The organism is Geodermatophilus poikilotrophus (genome assembly GCF_900111455.1).
Lineage (GTDB): Bacteria > Actinomycetota > Actinomycetes > Mycobacteriales > Geodermatophilaceae > Geodermatophilus > Geodermatophilus poikilotrophus.
The window spans coordinates 84,007-103,563 of the sequence record NZ_FOIE01000003.1 but is presented as its reverse complement, the minus strand read 5'-3'; the positions used below and the strand labels follow the sequence as shown (position 1 = coordinate 103,563).

18 protein-coding genes are annotated in these 19,557 nt (G+C 75.1%); 7 read left to right on the top strand and 11 right to left on the bottom strand.

Features of this window, described 5'->3' with window-relative positions:
• Nucleotides 1–12: 12 nt before the first annotated feature.
• Nucleotides 13–1,329, bottom strand: coding sequence for an MFS transporter (locus BMW27_RS08000; RefSeq protein WP_245743373.1), 1,317 nt, complete (start codon nucleotides 1,327–1,329; stop codon nucleotides 13–15).
• Nucleotides 1,330–1,401: 72 nt separating this feature from the next.
• Here BMW27_RS08000 and BMW27_RS07995 point away from each other — a divergent pair, with 72 nt between their 5' ends.
• From BMW27_RS07995 to BMW27_RS07985, 3 genes are all read left to right on the top strand, one after another.
• Entirely contained in the window at nucleotides 1,402–2,397 is a 996-nt protein-coding gene (locus BMW27_RS07995; RefSeq protein ID WP_091442021.1) for a GlxA family transcriptional regulator, read from the top strand.
• A 222-nt stretch (nucleotides 2,398–2,619) separates the two neighbouring features.
• On the top strand, nucleotides 2,620–4,203 hold the full coding sequence (locus BMW27_RS07990; RefSeq protein ID WP_245743372.1) for a DEAD/DEAH box helicase: 1,584 nt from the start codon (nucleotides 2,620–2,622) through the stop codon (nucleotides 4,201–4,203).
• Between the two features lie 95 nt (nucleotides 4,204–4,298).
• Entirely contained in the window at nucleotides 4,299–4,799 is a 501-nt protein-coding gene (locus BMW27_RS07985; protein ID WP_091442017.1) for a hypothetical protein, read from the top strand.
• A gap of 36 nt (nucleotides 4,800–4,835) precedes the next feature.
• Here BMW27_RS07985 and BMW27_RS07980 read toward each other — a convergent pair whose 3' ends face one another.
• Nucleotides 4,836–5,366, bottom strand: coding sequence for a helix-turn-helix domain-containing protein (locus BMW27_RS07980; RefSeq protein ID WP_091442013.1), 531 nt, complete (start codon nucleotides 5,364–5,366; stop codon nucleotides 4,836–4,838).
• A 63-nt stretch (nucleotides 5,367–5,429) separates the two neighbouring features.
• Here BMW27_RS07980 and BMW27_RS07975 point away from each other — a divergent pair, with 63 nt between their 5' ends.
• The 3 genes from BMW27_RS07975 (at nucleotide 5,430) to BMW27_RS07965 (ending at nucleotide 7,293) form a co-directional block, all read left to right on the top strand.
• A complete protein-coding gene (locus BMW27_RS07975; RefSeq protein ID WP_217638081.1) occupies nucleotides 5,430–5,768 on the top strand; it encodes a hypothetical protein in 339 nt (112 codons plus the stop codon).
• A 1-nt stretch (nucleotide 5,769) separates the two neighbouring features.
• Nucleotides 5,770–6,696 (top strand): alpha/beta hydrolase family protein, encoded by a 927-nt coding sequence (locus BMW27_RS07970; protein ID WP_091442005.1) that lies wholly within the window; start codon nucleotides 5,770–5,772, stop codon nucleotides 6,694–6,696.
• 105 nt (nucleotides 6,697–6,801) lie between these two features.
• Entirely contained in the window at nucleotides 6,802–7,293 is a 492-nt protein-coding gene (locus tag BMW27_RS07965) for a cupredoxin domain-containing protein (protein ID WP_175486421.1), read from the top strand.
• Between the two features lie 162 nt (nucleotides 7,294–7,455).
• Here BMW27_RS07965 and BMW27_RS07960 read toward each other — a convergent pair whose 3' ends face one another.
• From BMW27_RS07960 to BMW27_RS07930, 7 genes are all read right to left on the bottom strand, one after another.
• Nucleotides 7,456–8,463, bottom strand: coding sequence for a sugar phosphate isomerase/epimerase family protein (locus tag BMW27_RS07960; protein ID WP_091442001.1), 1,008 nt, complete (start codon nucleotides 8,461–8,463; stop codon nucleotides 7,456–7,458).
• A 124-nt stretch (nucleotides 8,464–8,587) separates the two neighbouring features.
• On the bottom strand, nucleotides 8,588–9,751 hold the full coding sequence (locus BMW27_RS07955; RefSeq protein ID WP_091441999.1) for a Gfo/Idh/MocA family protein: 1,164 nt from the start codon (nucleotides 9,749–9,751) through the stop codon (nucleotides 8,588–8,590).
• Between the two features lie 66 nt (nucleotides 9,752–9,817).
• Entirely contained in the window at nucleotides 9,818–10,876 is a 1,059-nt protein-coding gene (locus BMW27_RS07950; RefSeq protein WP_091441995.1) for a substrate-binding domain-containing protein, read from the bottom strand.
• Between the two features lie 97 nt (nucleotides 10,877–10,973).
• Nucleotides 10,974–12,140 carry an ABC transporter permease gene (locus BMW27_RS07945; protein WP_091441991.1) on the bottom strand — a complete coding sequence of 389 codons (1,167 nt, stop codon included), beginning with the start codon at nucleotides 12,138–12,140 and terminating at the stop codon, nucleotides 10,974–10,976.
• Nucleotides 12,137–13,702: a sugar ABC transporter ATP-binding protein gene (locus BMW27_RS07940; RefSeq protein ID WP_091441987.1), complete on the bottom strand. Its 1,566-nt coding sequence runs from the start codon at nucleotides 13,700–13,702 to the stop codon at nucleotides 12,137–12,139. Before BMW27_RS07940 ends, BMW27_RS07945 begins: the two co-directional genes overlap by 4 nt.
• A 312-nt stretch (nucleotides 13,703–14,014) precedes the next feature.
• Complete coding sequence (locus BMW27_RS07935; protein ID WP_091443047.1) at nucleotides 14,015–15,181, bottom strand: ROK family protein; 1,167 nt, start codon at nucleotides 15,179–15,181, stop codon at nucleotides 14,015–14,017.
• A gap of 63 nt (nucleotides 15,182–15,244) precedes the next feature.
• Entirely contained in the window at nucleotides 15,245–15,904 is a 660-nt protein-coding gene (locus BMW27_RS07930) for an alpha/beta fold hydrolase (RefSeq protein WP_091441984.1), read from the bottom strand.
• 118 nt (nucleotides 15,905–16,022) lie between these two features.
• Here BMW27_RS07930 and BMW27_RS07925 point away from each other — a divergent pair, with 118 nt between their 5' ends.
• Entirely contained in the window at nucleotides 16,023–17,447 is a 1,425-nt protein-coding gene (locus tag BMW27_RS07925) for an NAD(P)/FAD-dependent oxidoreductase (RefSeq protein ID WP_091441982.1), read from the top strand.
• 117 nt (nucleotides 17,448–17,564) lie between these two features.
• Here the strand turns inward: BMW27_RS07925 and BMW27_RS07920 are convergent, their stop codons facing one another.
• Both BMW27_RS07920 and BMW27_RS07915 read right to left on the bottom strand, forming a co-directional pair.
• On the bottom strand, nucleotides 17,565–18,245 hold the full coding sequence (locus BMW27_RS07920; RefSeq protein WP_091441979.1) for an alpha/beta hydrolase: 681 nt from the start codon (nucleotides 18,243–18,245) through the stop codon (nucleotides 17,565–17,567).
• Nucleotides 18,246–18,254: 9 nt separating this feature from the next.
• Nucleotides 18,255–19,553: an erythromycin esterase family protein gene (locus tag BMW27_RS07915; RefSeq protein ID WP_091441976.1), complete on the bottom strand. Its 1,299-nt coding sequence runs from the start codon at nucleotides 19,551–19,553 to the stop codon at nucleotides 18,255–18,257.
• Nucleotides 19,554–19,557: the final 4 nt, after the last annotated feature.

Here is a 19,557-nt window from a genome sequence, read left to right as displayed (position 1 = left end):
CCGGCCCCGGGCTCAGCCGTGGGCCTGGGCGGCCGCGGCCTCCTCGGGATCCGTCGGCAGCGCCGTCCCCGCCGCGGCCGGCCGACGGGGGATCAGGAACGACATGGCCGCCGCGGCGATGCAGAGCGCCCCGGCCACCAGCCACGCGGGGTCGTAGGAACCGGTCACGTCGCGGATCACGCCGCCGCCGAAGGCGGCGAACGCCGAGCCCACCTGGTGCGAGGCGAAGACCCACCCGAACACCACCGGCGCCCGCGGACCGAAGAACTCGCGGCACAGCGCCAGCGTCGGCGGCACGGTGGCCACCCAGTCCAGGCCGTAGAACACGATGAACGCCACCATGCTGACGTGCAGGTCGGGCCCGAACAGGGTCGGCAGCAGGAACAGCGACAGGCCGCGCAGCCCGTAGTAGGCCAGCAGCAGCACCCGTGGGTCGACGCGGTCGGTCAGCCAGCCGGAGAGCACCGTGCCGGCGATGTCGAAGACCCCGACGACGGCGAGCAGCCCGGCCGCGGTGGTGATCGGCATACCGTGGTCGTGCGCGGCCGGGATGAAGTGCGGCTGGACCAGCCCGTTGGTCGACAGGCCGCAGATGAAGAAGCCCCCGGCCAGCAGCCAGAACGGCGTCGTGCGTGCGGCCGACACCAGCCCGCGCACCGCCGTCCGCGCCGCGCCGGTGCGGACCGGGTCGACGTCGTCGGCCGCCGTTCCGCCGTAGGGCACGGCACCGACGTCGCGCGGCCGGTCGCGCAGCAGCCACAGCACCAGGGGGACGACGGCCAGCGCGGCCGCGGTCGTGCCCAGCGACGCCGACCGCCAGCCCCACGTCGCGTCGGCCCAGGCGACCAGCGGGAGGAACACCAGCTGCCCGGTCGCCCCGCCGGCGGTGAGGATGCCGGACACCAGGCCGCGGCGGGCCACGAACCAGCGGCCGGTCACCGTGGCGACCAGCGACAGCGCCATCGACCCGGTGCCGAGGCCCACGAGGAAGCCCCACAGCAGCACCAGCTGCCAGCTCGCGGTCATGAAGACGGTGAGGCCGCTGCCGGTGGCGGTCAGCAGCAGCGCCCCGACCACGACCCGGCGGATGCCGAAGCGCTCCATCAGCGCGGCGGCGAACGGCGCCGTCAGCCCGTAGAGCGCCATGTTGACCGCGACCGCGGCGGAGATGGTCGTGACCGACCAGCCGAACTCCGCGCGCAGCGGCTCGATGAGGACCCCGGGCACCGCCCGGAACGCCGCGGCGCCGACCAGGGCCAGGAAGGTCACCCCGGCGACCCACCAGGCGGGGTGGACCCGGTGCGTGCGCGGCGCGGCGGTGCTCGTCACGACCGAGAGCATGGCGGACGCCGCGGGCGGGCGGACAGTGGCCCGGCGGCCAACACGTGCAAGGATCCGGCCATGCCTACCGGTCCGGTCCACGACGTCGCCGTCCTGGCGCTGCCCGGCTCCATCGCCTTCGAGCTCGGCCTCCCCCACCGGCTGCTGGAGTCCGCGGTCGACGCCGACGGGCACCGGCTCTACCGCGTGCGGGTCGCCACCCTCGACGGGGGGCCGGTCCGCACCTCGGCCGGGTACTCGGTCACACCCGAGCACGACGCCTCGCTGCTGGCCTCCGCCGGGACGGTCGTCGTCCCGGGGGTGCACGGGGGGCCGGCGATGACCGACGGCACGATCCCCGACGGGCTCGCCGACGCGCTGCGCACCGCCGCCGGGCACGCGCGGCTGGTGTCCATCTGCACCGGCGCCTTCGTGCTCGCCGCCGCCGGCCTGCTCGAGCGGCGCCCGGCCACCACGCACTGGATGCACGCCGAGACGCTGCAGCGGCTGTTCCCGGCCGTCCGGGTCGACCCCGGCGTGCTCTTCGTCGACGACGGCGACGTGCTGACCTCCGCCGGCAACGCCGCCGGCATCGACCTGCTGCTGCACCTCATCCGCCGCGACCACGGCTGCGAGGTGGCCAACCGGGTGGCGCGGCGCAACGTCGTCGCCCCCTGGCGGGAGGGCGGCCAGGCGCAGTTCGTCGAGCGGCCGCTGCCCGAGGTCGGGGACGTCGGGACGGCGGCGACCCGCGCCTGGGCCGTCGAGCGGCTGGGCGAGCCGCTGACGCTGGCCGACCTCGCCGCGCACGCGCGGATGAGCGTGCGGACCTTCACCCGCCGCTTCCGCGACGAGACCGGCCTGTCACCGCTGCGCTGGTTGGCCGGGCAGCGGCTGGCGCTCGCCCGGCAGCTGCTGGAGTCCACCGACGCGCCGATCGACCGGGTCGCCGACGAGGCCGGCTTCGGCACGCCGGCGTCCCTGCGCCAGCACCTGCGGGCCACCATCGGGGTGGCGCCGGGCTCCTACCGGCGCAGCTACCGCGGCCGCGGTGTGACCGGCCCCTCCCCCGTCTGAGGGCACAGGTCGGCGCTGCGTCTGGTTGAGTAGCAGTACCGGCGTTGCCCTGCTGCCCATCCGGGGTGCAGGGCCGGACGTCGGGCTGCGGCAGCGCCACCCGGGCGCGCCCGGCTGTCCGACGTCCCGCCGACGACGCGGTACCCGGCCCTGCCCCGTGCAGGGCCGCCGGTGCGCTCGTGCCGGGTCGCCCGACGGCGAACCGAGCACCGAGGACCACCCATGACCACGCACGACCAGTCCACCCCTGCCGCCGCGGGCACCCGCCGCCGCCGCGGCGGCCGCGGCGGGAGCAGCCGCCCCGCGACCGGCCAGCGCACCGCGCAGCAGCCGACCGCCGAGGCCGCGGCGCCCGTCGTCCCCGTCGGGGGCGACGCCACCGTGCTGCCCACCGACGCCACCTTCGCCGACCTCGGCGTCCCGGCTCCGCTGGTCGAGGTGCTCGCCGCCAGCGGCATCACCGCGCCGTTCCCGATCCAGGTGGCCACGCTGCCGGACACCCTCACCGGACGCGACGTGCTCGGCCGCGGCCGCACCGGCTCGGGCAAGACGCTGGCCTTCAGCCTGCCGCTGGTCGCCCGGCTGGCCGCCTCCGACAGCCGCCGGCAGCCGAAGCGGCCGCGCGCGCTCGTGCTGGTGCCGACCCGCGAGCTGGCCAACCAGGTGTTCGCCGTCGTCGACCCGCTGGCCCGCGCGCTGGGGATGAAGGCGACCACCGTCTTCGGCGGTGTCGGCCAGAACCCGCAGGTGCAGGCGCTGGCCGGCGGCATCGACGTGCTCATCGCCTGCCCCGGCCGGCTGGAGGACCTCATCGGCCAGGGCCACTGCGACCTCTCCGCCGTCGAGATCACCGTCCTGGACGAGGCCGACCACATGGCCGACCTCGGCTTCCTGCCCGGCGTCAAGCGGCTGATGGACCGCACCCCGGCGACCGGCCAGCGGCTGCTGTTCTCCGCGACGCTGGACAACGGCGTCGACGTGCTGGTCAAGCGCTACCTGCACACCCCCACGACGCACTCGGTCGACCCCGCGGTGGCGCCGGTCTCCACGATGACCCACCACGTGTTCCGGGTGGAGGCCGCCGACAAGCCGGCCGTCGTCCGGGAGCTGGCCTCGGGGCTGGGCCGCAGCGTGCTGTTCACCCGCACCAAGCACCAGGCCAAGAAGCTGGCCAAGCAGCTGACCGCGGCCGGCGTCCCCGCCGTCGACCTGCACGGCAACCTCAGCCAGAACGCCCGGGAGCGCAACCTCGAGGCGTTCAGCAACGGCAGCACCCGCGTGCTGGTCGCCACCGACATCGCCGCGCGCGGCATCCACGTCGACGACGTCGCGCTCGTCGTCCACGTCGACCCGCCGGCCGAGCACAAGGCCTACCTGCACCGCTCGGGCCGCACCGCCCGGGCCGGTGCCGGCGGCACCGTGGTCACCGTCTCCACCCCCGACCAGGCCGGCGAGGTGCGCACCCTCGCCCGGCAGGCCGGCATCACCCCGACGGTGAGCGCCGTCCGGCCCGGCGCCGCGGAGATCGGCGCGCTGACCGGGCCGGCCGCCCCGCACGTCGAGCCGGCGCCCGCGCCGGAGCCCCAGCCGCAGGGCCAGGGCGGCGGCCGGCGCCGCCGTCCGGCGGGCGGGTCCGGTCGCTCCGGCGGCCAGCCGGGCACCGCGTCCGGCGGCGGGACGACGTCCTCCTCCCGCGGCTCGGGCCGCGCACCGGGTCCGGCGCGCACCCGGGCCGAGCTCGCCGCCCGCGCCGGGACGCACTCGGCGGCGTCGTTCAGCGGCCGGGCCCGCCGCGGCGGCCGCTGACCGGGACCCAGGGTTGACGCCCCGGGTGGTGGGCACTGGTCCCCTCGACCAGGGTCAGACCGGGCCCTGACCGCCCGCGACCAGCGAGGAGCACCATGGCACTGCCCATCACCCTGTCCGAGATCGCGCCGCGCATCTCGGCCGGCGCGTTCATCCTCAACAGCGGCCTGGGCAAGCGCGGCGCCGACGAGGGCACCGCGGCCGGGCTGCACGGGTTCGCGTCGGGCACCTACCCGTTCCTCAAGGGCGTCGACCCGGCGACGTTCGTCCGGGTGCTGTCCTACAGCGAGATCGCCGTCGGGGCGGCGCTGCTGACGCCGTTCGTGCCCACCGCCGTGGCCGGTGCGGTGCTGACCGGTTTCTCCGGCGGGCTGCTCGGGCTCTACCTGAACACCCCCGGCATGCGGAAGCCGGGCAGCCTGGCGCCGACCCAGGAGGGACTGGCGGTGGCCAAGGACGTGTGGCTGCTCGGCATCGGCGTCGGCCTGCTCACCCGCGGGACGATCGACCGGGAGCCGCGCCGGGTGCGCAAGGCCGCCAAGACGCTGGCCAAGGCCAACAGGAAGGTCGCGAGGGCCGCCGCACGCGCCGAGTGACACGACACGGGGCCGGAAGACCCCCGGCCCCGTGCGTCACCCTGGCAGGAACACCTGGCTGACGATCCGGCGCCGGCGGGCGCCGTCGGGCTCGAGCGCCAGCCGCGCGGTCAGCACCGCGCGCAGCTCGGTCACCAGCCCGGTGAACTCTTCGTCGTCCAACCACAGCGCCACCTGGCGGTAGCCGACCCCGTCGGCCGCCGGGTCCAGGCCCGGGCCGGCCGCGGCATCGGCGTACCGGTCGAAGTCCGCGAGCAGCGCGGCGACGAAGGTGGCGAAGGCCCGCCGGTGCTCGTCGACCGACATCGCCGCGGCGTCCGCGGCGTCGACCGACGCCGCCTCGGTCACCAGCCGGTAGCTGCGCTCGGTCGCGCCGCGGACCCTCCGCTCCCCCGCCACGGTCAGCACGCCCGCCTCGGCCAACACCCCGACGTGCCGGTACAGCGTCGCCGGGGGGACGTCGGGTAGCTCGCCGCGCAGATCGGCCGTCGTCAGCGCGCGGTCCCCGAGGAAGGCCTGCACGATCCGCAGCCGAACCGGGTGGAGGAGCAGGTCCGCCGTCGCCATGACGCCACCGTTCTCATGATTGACATCGTTCTCGAATTCGGTAACGATGATGCCATGGCGACCGTGACCACGACACCCCGGACCCTGCACGTCTCCCCCACCCGGGCCGAGCGCGTCCTCGGCCTGCTCCGCGACCTCGAGGTCCCCCTGTCCGCCGTGCGGTCGGTCGACGTCGTCCCCGACGGGCCGGCCGCGGCCCGCGGGGTGCGCGCACCCGGCCTCGGGCTCCCGGGCCTGCGCCTGATCGGCACCTGGCGCGGGCGCGGGGGGAAGAGCCTGGTGTCGGTGCGGCGTGGCCAGCCGGCCGTGCGGGTGCGCCTGACGGGGCAGCGCTTCGACACCCTGCTGCTCGGCGTGGACGACCCGGCCGCGGTCGCCGGCGCCCTCCCCCCGGCGCGCTGAGGTGCGCGAACTGCCGGTGCAGGTGCCCGGCCACCCCTCGCTCGCCGGGACCCTCACCCTCCCCGACGTCCCGACGCCGGTGCCCGCGGTGCTGCTGGCCGCCGGGTCCGGTCCGCTCGACCGCGACTCGAACCACCGCCGCCTGCGCTTCGACGTCACCCGCGCGCTGGCGCAGGCCCTGGCCGAGGGCGGGCTCGCCTCGCTGCGCTACGACAAGCGCGGCGTCGGCGGCAGCCCCGGCGACTGGCGGGCCGCCGGCCTGTACGACAACGTCGACGACCTGGCCCGGGCGCGCGACGCGCTGGCCGCCCGGCCGGAGGTGGACCCGGACCGGATCGTGCTGGCCGGGCACAGCGAGGGCGCCATCCTGGCCGCCGCGCTGGCCGGCCGGGGCGCTCCGGTGGCCGGCGTGGTCCTGCTGGCCATGAGCGCGACCCCGGGGGTGGAGCTGCTCCGCTGGCAGGCGCGGCAGATCGCGCCCACGCTCCCGGCACCGGTGCGCGGCCTGCTCCGGCTGCTGCGCACCGACCTGGAGGCGAAGGTCGTGGCCAACCACCGGAAGATCCTCGCGACCACGACGGACATGGCACGGATCGACGGCGTCCGCACCAACGCCCGGTGGCACCGCGAGTTCCTGCGGCACGACCCACGGGCCGACCTCGCCCGGCTCACCGTCCCGGTCCTGGCCGTCACGGGCGCCAAGGACCTCCAGGTGCCGGCGGACGACCTCGCCGTCCTGGCCGCGACCGTGCCCGGGCCGGTCGAGGTCCGGCGTGTCCCCGACCTGACGCACACGCTGCGCCGGCAGCCGGGGGCGGCCTCGTTGCGCCACTACCGGGAGGAGCTGCGCCGTCCGGTCGATCCGGAGGTGTGCGCCTCCGTCGTCGCCTGGTGCCGGAGAGTGACGGGAGTGCCCGCGCCGTCCTGATGCACGGGTCGGGGGCTTCCGCGCGGGTGCGTGAGCGTTGCAGCATCCCCGGCTACGGGGAGCCGCCGTCGGGGCGGGGTCCCGTCGGCTCCCAGGAGGTCCCGCGTGCCCCACGCGACCGGTTCTGCCCGCCCTGCCCGCCGCGTCGCGCCGCTCGTCCTGGCCCTCGGGATCGGCCTGGTGACCGGCTGCTCCGCGGAGGACGACGCCGCCGACGCCGCAGCCACCAGCAGCGCACCCTCGACCAGCGCGGAGGCCACCACCTCGACCGCGGCTCCGACCTCCTCCTCGTCGAGCGCTCCGGCGCAGGCCGAGAGCCAGACGGTGTCGGTCGACGAGGGCGAGATGTACATCGAGCTCTCCGAGGACTCGCTCTCGGCCGGCACGTACTCCTTCGAGGTCACCAACAGCGGCCGCATGCCGCACGACTTCGTCGTCGAGCAGGGCGGCAGCGACGTCGCAGCCACCGAGGTGCTGCAGCCGGGTGAGTCGGCCACGCTCGAGGTCGAGCTCGCGCCCGGCGACTACGTCTTCTACTGCTCCGTCGGCGCGCACCGTGCGGCCGGCATGGAGTTGCCGGTCACCGTCGCCGCCTGAGGGAGGACCCCGCCTGCCCGCGCCCTCCGGAGGAGGAGGACCCCGTCCCCCGCACCGCTCGCAGGCTCGCGGCGAGGCTCTGGACGGGGCCGGCCCGGGACGGGGTCGCGACCTCCGGGAGGTGGGCGGCGGGACCCCCGACCGCCGTCCACCTCCCGGCCGTCAGTTGCCGCTGGCGAAGGCCGCGTCGAAGGCGGCCGCGGGCGGGTCGAAGGCCAGCCGGCGCACGAACGCCAGCGCCTCGGGGGCGCCGACCAGGCGGTCCATGCCGGCGTCCTCCCACTCGACCGAGATCGGCCCGTCGTAGCCGATGGTGTTCAGCATCCGGAAGCAGGCCTCCCACGGGACGTCGCCGTGGCCGGTGGAGACGAAGTCCCAGCCGCGCCGCGGGTCGGCCCACGGCAGGTGCGAACCCATCCGGCCGTTCCGCCCGTTCCCGACCTGCTTCTTCGCGTCCTTGCAGTCGACGTGGTAGATCCGGTCCTTGAAGTCCCAGATGAACGAGACCGGGTCGAGGTCCTGCCACACGAAGTGGCTGGGGTCCCAGTTGAGCCCGAAGGCCTCCCGGTGGCCGATGGCCTCCATCGTGCGGACCGTCGTCCAGTAGTCGTAGGCGATCTCCGACGGGTGCACCTCGTGCGCGAACCGCACCCCGACCTCGTCGAAGACGTCGAGGATCGGGTTCCAGCGGTCGGCGAAGTCGCGGTAGCCGTCCTCGACCATCGACTCGGGCACCGGCGGGAACATCGCCACGGTCTTCCAGATCTTCGACCCGGTGAACCCGACGACGGTCTTCACGCCCAGCTTCGCCGCCGCGCGGGCGGTCGTCTTCATCTCCTCGGCCGCCCGCTGCCGGACGCCCTCGGGATCGCCGTCGCCCCACACGCGGGGGTGCACCATGCCGCGGTGCCGTTCATCGATCGGGTCGTCGCAGACGGCCTGGCCGTTGAGGTGGTTGGAGATCGCGAAGACCTGCAGGTCGTGCCGCTTCAGGATCTCCAGGCGCTCCTGCACGTAGGAGTCGTCGTTCGCCGCGCGCTCGACGTCGAGGTGGTCGCCCCAGCAGGCGATCTCCAGGCCGTCGTAGCCCCACTCGGAGGCGAGCCGGGCCACCTCCTCGAACGGCAGGTCGGCCCACTGGCCGGTGAACAGGGTGACGGGACGGGGCATCGTGGTCTCCTCTTGGTCGGCCTCGTCCCGGGCCCCGCCGCGAGCTCGCGGGGAGTGGACGAGCGGCTCCCCTGCAGGGCCCCGCCGCGAGCCTGCGCGCGGCGGGGGGCAGGGGGGTCCTTTCTCAGATGTCGGTCCACACGGAACGGGCGGCGGCGCTGCGCTCGACGGCGTCGAGCACCCGCTGCACCTGCAGCCCGTCGGCGAAGGACGGCCTCGGGTCCTCGCCCTTGGCGATGGCGGTCACCAGGTCGACGACCTGGTGGGTGAAGCCGTGCTCGTAGCCCAGGCCGTGCCCCGCCGGCCACCAGGCGCCGACGTAGGGGTGCTCGGGCTCGGTGACGAGGATGCGCCGGAAGCCCGCGGTCGCGGCCGGCTCGTCGCCGTCGAAGAACTGCAGGACGTTCATGTCCTCGAAGTCGAAGGCCAGGCTGCCGCGCGAGCCGTTGACCTCGATCCGGATGGCGTTCTTCCGGCCGAGGGCGAACCGGGTGGCCTCGAAGCTGGCCAGCGCCCCCCCGTTGAACCGGCCGAGGAACACCGCGGCGTCGTCGACGGTGACCGTGCCCATGCCCTCGCCCGCGACGCCGGACAGCGACCCGGCCGACGCCGGCAGCGGGCGCTCCTCGACGAAGGTCTCCAGCAGCGCGCTGACGCCGGTGAGCCGCTGCCCGGTGATGTGCTGGGTCAGGTCGACGATGTGCGCGCCGATGTCGCCGAGCGCGCCCGAGCCGGCCTTGTCCTTGTCCAGCCGCCACGACATCGGCGCGGTCGGGTCGGCGATCCAGTCCTGCAGGTACTGGGCGCGCACGTGCCGGATCTCGCCGAGGCGGCCGTCGGCGACCAGCTGCCGGGCCAGGCCGATGGCCGGGACGCGGCGGTAGGTGAAGCCGACCATCGACCGCACTCCGCGGGCGGCGGCGCGGGCGGCGGCGTCGGCCATCGCCTCGGCCTCGGCGACCGTGTTGGCCAGGGGCTTCTCGCAGAGCACGTGCTTGCCCGCCTCGAGCGCGGCGATCGCGATCTCGGCGTGGGTGTCACCGGGCGTGCACACGTCCACGAGGCTGACGTCGTCGCGCTCGAGCACGCGGCGCCAGTCGGTCTCGGTCGACGTCCAGCCCAGCCGCTCGGCGGCGTCGGCGACGCGGACGGCGTCCCGGCCGGCGAGCACGGTCAGCTCGGGACGCAGCGGCAGGTCGAAGAAGTGGGGGGCGGTGCGCCAGGCCTGCGAGTGCGCGGCGCCCATGAAGGCGTAGCCGATCAGGCCGACGCCGAGGGTCGGGGTCATGCGGGCTCCTCGGTCGGGTCGCCGGGTGCCGCTCGTCGCGGCACCCGGCGACTCCGCATCAGCGGGTCAGGACTCGAACGCGGCGTCGATGTACTGGTCGACGTTCTCGGCGGTCACGACGGGCGCGTCGAGCACGATCCGCTGCGGCACCCCCTGGGAGGTGAGGTCGGACAGGCTCTTGTCCTGCGCGATCAGCCGGGCGAGCGCGATGCCGTCCGCGGCCTGGGTGTGCGGGTAGATGACCGTGGCGTCGAGCACCGACTGGCCGGACTGGATCTCGCGCATCGCGTTGGCCGAGCCCGCGCCGCCGACCATGAAGAACTCGCTGCGGCCGGCGTTGTTGATGGCGGCCAGGACGCCGACGCCCTGGTCGTCGTCGTGGTTCCAGACAGCGTCGATCTGCGGCGCGGCCTGCAGCAGGTTCGCCGCGGTCCGCTCCCCGCCCTCGACGGTGAAGTCCGCCGCCACGCGGTTGTCCACGTTGAGGCCGCACTCGGCCAGTGCGTCGGCGAAGCCCCGGCTGCGGTCCTGCGTCAGCGGCAGCGAGTCGATGCCGGCGATCTCCGCGACGACCGCGTCGGGCTGGTCGCCCAGCTGCGTGCAGATGTACTGGCCGGCCGAGACACCCATGCCGTAGTTGTCGCCGAGGACGGTGGCCCGGGCGGCGAACGGGCTGTTGAACTCGCGGTCGACGTTGATGACCGGGATGCCGGCCTCCATGGCCCGCAGTGCGACGGGGGTCAGCGCGGCCCCGTCGAAGGGCAGCAGCACGATCGCGTCGACGCCCTCGTTGATGAAGGTCTCGACCTGGCTGATCTGGGTGCTGACGTCGTTGGTGCCCTCGGCGATCGAGAGCTCGACGTCCTCGTAGCGGTCGGCCTCGGCCTGCGCGGCCTGGCTGATGCCGGCCATCCAGCCGTGGTCGGCGGCGGGCGCGGAGAAGCCGATGCGCACCGTCTCGCCGGCCTCGTCGTTGGGGCTGGCGGCCTCGCCGCCGCCCCCGCCACCGCCGCCGGAGGCCTCAGGGGTGTTGCTCGTGCAGCCGGCGACCAGGACGCCGGCGCCGAGGACGGCGAGCGCGGTCGACGTGACACGACGGAACGGGCGCTGCCTCGCTGCAGACATGTTCTCTCCTCGGGTATCGCCTCCCTGGCTGTCGTCGGCCAGGTGGTCGGGGTGGTGCGGTGGTGCCGGTCCGGGGACGGTGCCGCCCCGGACCGCGTCAGGGGCGGTCGGTCGTCGCGCCGGGCGCGGGGCCGCCGGGGCCGCCGGGCGTCGCGCCGCCGGAGACCGTGCCGGCCGCGCCGGCCGGGGCGGGCGGGCTGCCGGTGCCGGCGCCGCGGCCGAGCCGACCGAGGCTGAACGAGCCGGTCGCCAGCCGCATCTGCAGCAGGACGGCGACGACGATGATCACGCCGCGGGCGACCGCCTGGGCGGAGCTGGACAGGTTGTTCAGCGTGAAGACGTTGCCGAGCGTGGTGAAGATGAGCACGCCCAGGACGGTGCCGACGATGGTCCCGCGGCCGCCGATGAGCAGCGTGCCGCCGATCACCACCGCGGCGATCGCGTCCAGCTCGTAGAGCGTGCCGTGGGTGGAGCTGCCGGTCGTCGTGCGGGCCATGAGCATGACCGCGGCGATGCCGCAGGTGACGCCGGAGAGCACGTAGAGCCACATGGTGTGCCGCTGCACCCGGATGCCGGCCAGCCGCGCGGCCTCGGCGTTGCCGCCGACGGCGAAGGTGCGCCGGCCGAACGTCGTCCGGTTGAGCAGCACCCACCCGGCGACGGCGACCAGCGCGAAGATGACCACCAGCGTGGGGACCCCGAGGACGTCGCCGGAGAAGAAGGCGAGGAAGTCGCGGTCCTGCACGATCTGGGTGCGCCGGTTGGCGATGATCTCGGCCAGGCCGCGGGCGGCCGCGAGCATGGCCAGCGTGGCGATGAAGGCGACGAGCTTGCCGTAGGCGATGACTATCCCGTTGACCAGCCCGCACCCGGCGCCCACCAGGAGCGCGGTGACCACCATGACGATCCAGTGGACGTCCGCCGCCATCGCCTGGGTGGCCAGCGTCGTCGCCCACACCGAGGACAGCGCCACGATCGCGCCGACCGACAGGTCGATGCCACCGCCGATGATCACGAACGTCATCCCGATGCTCACCACGCCGATCACGGCGGCCAGCCGCAGGATGGTGAGCACGTTGTCGATGGCGAGGAACCGGTCGGGGGCGGTGGCGGTGCCGACGATGCAGAGCACCGCCAGGGCGACGACCAGGCCGAGGTTGCGGCCGATGGGCCCGGCGAGGAACCCCGAGCCGCCGCGGCGCGCTGCGGCGCCGGACGGCTGCTGCGGGGCGTCGGTCCCCGTCGTCGCGGTCGTGCTGCTCATGCCACGTCCCCTTCGCGCTGTGCCTGCTCGTCGTCTCGCGTGTGCATCTGGCCGCCGTGGACGGCCGCGTCCTGCATGACCAGGTCGAGCACCCGGTGCTCGTCGAGCGCGCCGGCCGGTTCCTCCGCCAGCACGCGGCCGTCGCCGATGACCAGGACCCGGTCGGCCAGGCCGAGCACCTCGGGGATCTCGCTGGACACCACGACGACGGCCACACCGCGGTCGGCCAGCGCGCGGATCAGCGCGTACATCTCCGAGCGGGCGCCGACGTCGACGCCCCGGGTCGGCTCGTCGAGCAGCAGCACCCGGCAGTCGCGCAGCAGCCAGCGGGCCAGCACGACCTTCTGCTGGTTGCCGCCCGACAGCGTCCGGACCTCCCGGTCGACGTCCGCCGGGCGGACCTCCAGCGCGGTCACCTGCTGCCGCGCGGCCTCGGCCTCCGCGGACCGGGACAGGAAGCCGGCGCGGGCGAACCGGGCCAGGCTGGACAGGCTGATGTTGCGGGAGACCGACTCCCCCAGCAGCAGCCCCTGGCTCTTGCGCTCCTCGGGGGCCAGGCCGACGCCGGCCGAGACCGCGGCGGCGACGTCCCCCGGGCGCAGCCGCCGGCCGCCGACGCGGACCGTGCCGGACGTGGGGCGGCGGGCGCCGTAGACGCTCTCGAGGATCTCCGAGCGCCCGGAGCCGACCAGGCCGGCCAGGCCCACGACCTCGCCGGGGCGGACGGTGAAGGAGACGTCGGCGAAGGAGCCGCGCAGCCCCAGCCCCTCGACCTCCAGCAGCGGGGCGGCGTCGGGGTCGGGGTGCTCCCGCCGCTCGGGGAAGACGTACTCGATGTCGCGGCCGGTCATCAGCGTGATGACCTCGCGGGTCGGGGTCTCGCGGGCGGGCAGGCCGGTGGCGACGGTGCGGCCGTCCTTGAGGACGGTGATCCGGTCGCCGACCTCGCGGATCTCCTCGAGCCGGTGGGAGATGTAGACGACGGCGACGTCGTGGGCGGTGAGGTCGCGGATCACCGCGAACAGCCGCTCGACCTCCTCGCTGTCCAGGACGGCCGACGGCTCGTCCATGATGATCAGCTTCGCGTCCTGGGAGAGGGCCCGGGCGATGCTGACCATCTGCTGCGCGGCCGCCGGCAGCGAGCCGACCTCCGCGGTGGGCCGGATGTCGGCGTGGCCGAGGCGCTCCAGCAGCCGGGCGGCGGCCCGGTTCGCCGAGGACGGCCGGGTCAGGCCCAGCCGCGCGTGCTCGCGGCCGAGGAAGACGTTGTCGGCGACGGTGAGACCCGCGACCAGGTCCAGCTCCTGGTAGATGGTCGCGATCCCGAGCGACATCGCCGCCTGCGGGTCGGTGAGCCGTACGGGCTCCCCGCGCCAGCTGATCCGGCCGGCGTCGGGCTGGTGCGCCCCGGCCAGCACCTTGATGAGCGTCGACTTGCCGGCACCGTTCTGGCCGAGCAGGCAGTGCACCTCCCCCGCCCGGACGTCGAGGTCGACCCCGTCCAGCGCCCGGACACCCGGGAACGACTTGACGACGCCGTGCACCTCCAGCAGAGGAGGCACCCCAGCGCGGGGAGGAAGGACAGCCACAGCGACACCACCCGAACTTCTGCTCAACACTGACCATTAGTCGGCTGAAGCGAGAACATAAGGGGCCGTGCCGGACGTGGTCAAGACCACTGAACGGGGGTTGCCGAAACGAGACCCGATGGCGTGACGGTGCTCCGGACCCCAGCTGCCGCGCCGGGCGTGTCCGGACGTGGCCGCGGTGTCGTGCCCGTCGGCAGGGCCGCAGCGTCCCCGGCGGGTCCGACGGGAGGGCTCACCGGGCAGGGAACGACAGTGGTCGCGGTCTCGGCCGGTGGGCCGACCGCGTCACCGCGCGAGGGCCTGCTCGACCGACTCCTCGTCGAGGAAGCCCTCGATGGCCATCAGGGCGGCGCCGATCCGGCCGGACAGCTCCGGAGCCGCGCTGACGGTAATCTCCAGCGCGCGGGCGGCCAGCGGCATGGACCGCCGGTACACCGACTCCCGGATGCCCGCGAGCAGCGGGACGCCGGCCTGGGCCACGCCGCCGGTCACCACGATGCGGTGCGGGTTGAAGAAGTTGACCAGCGCCGCGAGCACCGTGCCGATCGTCCGCCCGGCCTCGCGGACCAGCTCGATCGCCGCACCGTCGCCCTGGGCGGCTCGCTCCACGACCTCGCGGGTGGTGCGGACCGGGAGCCCCGCCGCGACGGCGTCAGTGAGCAGCGCACCTCCGCCGGCGAGCGCCTCCAGGCAGTTCTCCTGGCCGCAGCGGCAGGTCACCAGCCGCCCGTCGGGCGTCGTCACGTGGATGTGCCCGATGTCCCCGGCGCTGCCCTGCGCCCCGCGGTAGACCCGCCCGTCGACGATGACGCCGCAGCCGATGCCGGTGCCGACCTTGACGACCAGCACGTCCTGCACCGACCCGGCGGCGCCCATCTCCCCCAGCGCCATGACGTTCACGTCGTTGTCGACGTAGACCGGGCACTCGTAGCGGCCGAAGGCGCTGGGGATCGGGAAGTCGTGCCAGCCGGGCATGATCGGCGGGTGGAACGGGCGCCCGCTGGAGTGCTCCACCGGGCCGGGGACGCCGACCCCCACGGCGCACACGTCGGCCGGCTCCAGGCCCGCGTCGGCGAGGACCAGCTGGGCCAGCCGGTCGACCTCGGCCAGCACCGGCCGGGGGCCGTCGGCGATGTCGATGGAGTGGCCGACGGTGGCCAGGACCTGCGCCGAGAGGTCGGTGACGGCGACGTCGACGCTCGTGACGCCCAGGTCGACGGCGAGCACGCAGCCCGCGCGGCTGTTGAACTGCAGGAGCGTCGGCGGGCGCCCGCCGGTGCTCCAGCCGCGGCCGCCCTCGGCGAGGAGGTTGGCCGCGATCAGCTGGTCGACCCGGGCGCTGACGGTGTTCCGCGAGGCGCCGGTCAGCGCCACCAGCTCGGCCCGGCTGCGCGCGCGGCCGGTGCGGACGTGCCGCAGCAGCGCGCCGGCCGAGGCGGAGGAGGAGGCCACGAGCACATCGTGTCACGCAGCGGCCACCCACCCGAGCGCCCGGGCCGCCCGCGTTCCCCGTCGTCAGGCGCCCGGGCGCCGCTCCGCCGCGGACTCCCGCACGAGGGCCGCGACCTCCCCCGGGTGGGTCATCGGGGTCAGGTGCGCCGCGCCCGGCAGCTCGACCAGCCGGCCGCGGGGCGCGGCCGCGGCCACGGCGGCGGCCCAGTCGTGCGCGCAGAGCCGGTCGCGAGTGCCGCGGACGACGGTCACCGGGACGCCGACGGTCCGCAGCCGGACGTCGATCCGGTCGGGTGAGGCCACGGCCCACAGCTGCCGCATCGCCCGCGGCCCGGTGCGCAGCCACTGCGGCAGCGCCAGCAGCGCGTGCGGCCACCGCTCCCCGACCGCCGTCGCCACCCACCGCCGGAGCAGTCCTCCCCCCGACCGCAGGCGGGGATCGGTGGTCGGCCCCAACAGCACCAGCCCGGTGACGCGCGGGTCACCGGCCAGGGCGGCGACCACCTGACAGCTCTGGGAGTGGCCGACCAGCAGCACCGGCCCGCCACCGAGCCGGTCCCGCAGCAGGACGGTGAGCTCCTCGAGCGACGGCACCGGGCCCGGCAGCCCCATCCCCGGCAGCAGGACGACGTCGGCCGGCACCAGCTCCCGGAGCCGGGCCGACGAGCGCCCGTCGAGCCCGAGGCCGGGGACGAGGACCGGCCGGGTCGCGGGATTCGGCACCGAACCGGTCTACCGCGCCCGCGTGACCCGCTCACCAGCGGGTAGGACGGCGGACAGTGACCTGGATCGCTCCCGGGCGTCCGCGTCCCGGGACACCGAGGTGGGAGACTGATTCATCATGACGACATCACCTGTGGCCGGCCCCGCCGGCACCTCACCGTCCGGCCGGCCCAGGGTCGTCATCGTCGGCTCCGGCTTCGGCGGGCTGTTCGCCGCCAAGGCGCTCAAGCGGGCCCCGGTCGACGTCACCGTCATCGGCAAGACCAGCCACCACCTGTTCCAGCCGCTGCTGTACCAAGTGGCCACCGGCATCCTGTCCGAGGGCGAGGTCGCACCGGCCACCCGGGAGATCCTGCGGCACCAGCAGAACGCCCGGGTCGTCCTCGGCGAGGTCACCGGCGTCGACCTGGCCGCCCGCACGGTCACCTCGACCATCCTGGGCCGCACCACGGTGCACCCCTACGACGAGCTGATCGTCGCCGCCGGCGCCGGGCAGTCCTACTTCGGCAACGACCGCTTCGCCGTGTTCGCGCCCGGCATGAAGAGCATCGACGACGCCCTGGAGCTGCGCGGGCGCATCTTCGGCGCCTTCGAGCTGGCCGAGCTCGCCACGGACCCGGCCGAGCGCGACCGGCTGCTCACCTTCGTGGTGGTGGGCGCCGGTCCGACCGGTGTCGAGATGGCCGGGCAGATCGCCGAGCTGGCCCACCGCACCCTGCGCCGCGACTTCCGCAGCATCGACCCGACCCAGGCCCGGATCATCCTGCTCGACGCCGCCCCGCAGGTCCTGCCGCCGTTCGGCGAGAAGCTCGGCGAGCGCGCCCGCCGGCACCTCAACGAGATCGGCGTCGAGGTCCAGCTCGGCGCGATGGTCACCGACCTCGACGCCGACGGCCTGGCGGTCAAGGACCGCGACGGGCAGGTCCGCCGCATCCAGGCGGCCACCAAGGTGTGGGCGGCGGGCGTGCAGGCCAGCCCGCTCGGGCGGCTCCTCGCCGAGCAGTCCGGCGCCGAGATCGACCGCGCCGGACGCATCAACGTGCTGCCCGACCTCACGCTGCCCGGGCACCCCGAGGTGCACGTCGTCGGCGACATGATGGCGCTGGACAAGTTGCCCGGCGTGGCCCAGGTCGCCATCCAGGGCGGGCGGTACGCCGCCGACCAGATCACGCGGCGGATCGCCGGGCGCGAGGCGCGCGGTCCGTTCCACTACCGCGACAAGGGCAACATGGCGACGATCTCCCGCTTCTCCGCCGTCGCCGACATCAAGAACCTCAAGTTCGAGGGCTTCTTCGCCTGGGTGCTCTGGCTGGTCGTGCACCTGATGTACATCGTGGGCTTCAAGAGCCGGGTCACCGCGGTGCTGCACTGGATGGTCAGCTTCCTGGGCCGCGGCCGCGCCGAGCGGGTGGCCACCCAGCAGCAGGTGTACGGGCGGCTGGCGCTGGAGGAGCTCGGGCCGGGGTTCGCGGTCGGCAAGACCGGCGGCCGCAAGGACCCGCAGGCACCGCCGACGGACATGACCGAGCGCCGGTCCGCCTGAGGGAGGACCCCGTCCTCCCCACCCTCCGGAGCAGGACCCCGTCCTCCTCACCGTAGAAGGGCCCCGGCGAGCCCCTCGACGGAGCCTGCCCGGGACGGGGCCATCGGCGCTCACGGCTCAGCCGGGCTCGCCCAGCCAGGTGGTGAGGGCGGCGGTCACGTCGCCGGGCCGGACGACGTGGCCGCCGTCGAACTCCTCGTAGGTGACGTCGTACCCGCTGGTGCCCAGCTCGCGGGCCAGCCGCCGTCCGCACCGGGCGACGGGCAGCACCCGGTCGTCGGTGCCGTGGGAGATCCAGATCCGCGGCCGGCCCACCAGCCGTGGCGGGACGGCCAACCCCGGGGAGAAGGCGAGCACCGCCTCGGCGAGGTCGCCGTTGGCCAGCCCGAGGCTGAGCGCGTACGAGGCGCCGTCGGAGAAGCCGCCCAGCGCCACGCGGCTGACCGGCTGGCGGGCGAAGACCTGCGCCAGGGCGGCGTCGAGCACCGCGACGTCCCGGCCGAGGCCGCCGGCGATGAGGTCCCAGGTCGAGGAGACCGACGACGGGGCCAGCACCAGGGCGTCCCGCGCGGTGGCCGGGTCGCCGACCAGGGCCACGGACTGCGCCGCCATCCCCCCCGCGCCGTGGAAGAACACCAGCAGCGGCCGCGGCCGGGGCGGCCCCTCGGGCACGACGAGCTGCGCCTGCGCGTGCGGCCCCAGCTCCAGCGTGCGGACCCCCGGCGGGTACGGCAGTGCGGCCGGCGCGGCCGGTGGGCGAGCGGCGAGCCGTCCCTCCGCGGCGTGCGGGAGCGCCATGACCGGGCCCTAGACCGCGTGCGCCAGCGGCGGTACGTGCTCGTCGGCCCGCTCCAGGTGCAGCGGCTGCAGCGGCGAGGTGTCCTCCAGGTACAGGAAGGCGTCGTAGCGCTCGCCGAGCACGGTCGGCACGTAGTTGCCCCACTTCTCCCGCTCGGGCCGGTAGACGACGCCGATCGCCCGGTGGTCCAGCCGGCGGTCCAGCTCGGCCGGCCGGGCGCCGTCGCGGTCCCAGACCAGCAGTGCGTCGCGGCCCAGCTCCTCGTGCAGCAGCGCCTCCAGGCTGCCGGACCGGGCCTCGGGCACCGGCATCCGCTGCATCTGGGCACCCCACCCGCTGCCGGCGATCACGCCGCCGCGGTACCCGCCGAAGCCGATGAGGACGACGCCGTCGGTGCCGTGCCGCTCGCGCAGCAGCTGCCCGACGTTGGTCATCCCGGCGTCGGCCATGTCGGTGGCGCGGGCGTCGCCGATGTGCGTGTTGTGCTCCCAGACGACGGCCTTGGCCGGGTGGGTCCCGCTCTCCGGGTGCGCCAGCAACCGGTCGACGGTGTCGACCATGTGCACGTCCCGGACGTTCCACGACTCCGCCGAGCCCTGCACCATCGCCCGGTAGTAGCGCTCCGCGTCGACGACCACGGCCGCGTTCTGCTCGGCGGAGAAGCGGGCCTCCGGGTCGGTCCCGGCCTCGGCCCGGCCGCGCCCCTCGCACAGGGAGTGCAGCAGCTCGACGGCGGCCTGCTCGCAGCTGGTCGGCGCGAAGCGGCTGGCGAAGGCGTATTCGGCGCCGTCCTCCCCGAACGGCTCGAAGCAGCGCAGCGCCCGGACGGCCGTGTCCACGTGCTCGGGCTCGTTGTCGCGCAGCCAGCCGACGAGCTCGTGCACCGAGTCCCAGAGGCTGTAGACGTCCAGGCCGTAGAAGCCGACCCGCTCGCCCTCGACGCGCTCGGCGTTGACGTCGCGCAGCCACCGGCAGAAGTCCACGAGGTCGTCGTTGGCCCACATCCAGGTCGGCCAGCGGGAGAAGGCGTCCAGGGCGTCGCGCGGGTCGGCGTCGGCACCGGGACGGAGCTTGACCGAGCGGTTGACGCGGTAGCAGTCCGGCCAGTCGCCCTCGACGGCGACGAGGCCGAAGCCGCGCTCGGTGACGAGCCGGCGGGTCAGCGCGGCCCGCCAGGCGTAGTACTCGTGCGTGCCGTGGCTGGCCTCGCCGATGGCCACGACGGGCGCGTCGCCGATCCGCTCCAGCAGCGGGTCGAGGTCGGCCGGGTCCCGCAGCGGCCGCGCCAGGTCGTGGATGCCCGCCACGGGA

What these genes read in the sequence shown, in the direction of transcription:
- BMW27_RS07995 (WP_091442021.1), top strand. Translation starts at nt 1,402, where the DNA reads ATGCCTACCGGTCCGGTCCACGACGTCGCCGTCCTGGCGCTGCCCGGC.
- BMW27_RS07990 (WP_245743372.1), top strand. Translation starts at nt 2,620, where the DNA reads ATGACCACGCACGACCAGTCCACCCCTGCCGCCGCGGGCACCCGCCGC.
- BMW27_RS07985 (WP_091442017.1), top strand. Translation starts at nt 4,299, where the DNA reads ATGGCACTGCCCATCACCCTGTCCGAGATCGCGCCGCGCATCTCGGCC.
- BMW27_RS07980 (WP_091442013.1), bottom strand. Translation starts at nt 5,366, where the DNA reads ATGGCGACGGCGGACCTGCTCCTCCACCCGGTTCGGCTGCGGATCGTG.
- BMW27_RS07960 (WP_091442001.1), bottom strand. Translation starts at nt 8,463, where the DNA reads ATGCCCCGTCCCGTCACCCTGTTCACCGGCCAGTGGGCCGACCTGCCG.
- BMW27_RS07955 (WP_091441999.1), bottom strand. Translation starts at nt 9,751, where the DNA reads ATGACCCCGACCCTCGGCGTCGGCCTGATCGGCTACGCCTTCATGGGC.
- BMW27_RS07950 (WP_091441995.1), bottom strand. Translation starts at nt 10,876, where the DNA reads ATGTCTGCAGCGAGGCAGCGCCCGTTCCGTCGTGTCACGTCGACCGCG.
- BMW27_RS07945 (WP_091441991.1), bottom strand. Translation starts at nt 12,140, where the DNA reads ATGAGCAGCACGACCGCGACGACGGGGACCGACGCCCCGCAGCAGCCG.
- BMW27_RS07925 (WP_091441982.1), top strand. Translation starts at nt 16,023, where the DNA reads ATGACGACATCACCTGTGGCCGGCCCCGCCGGCACCTCACCGTCCGGC.
- BMW27_RS07920 (WP_091441979.1), bottom strand. Translation starts at nt 18,245, where the DNA reads ATGGCGCTCCCGCACGCCGCGGAGGGACGGCTCGCCGCTCGCCCACCG.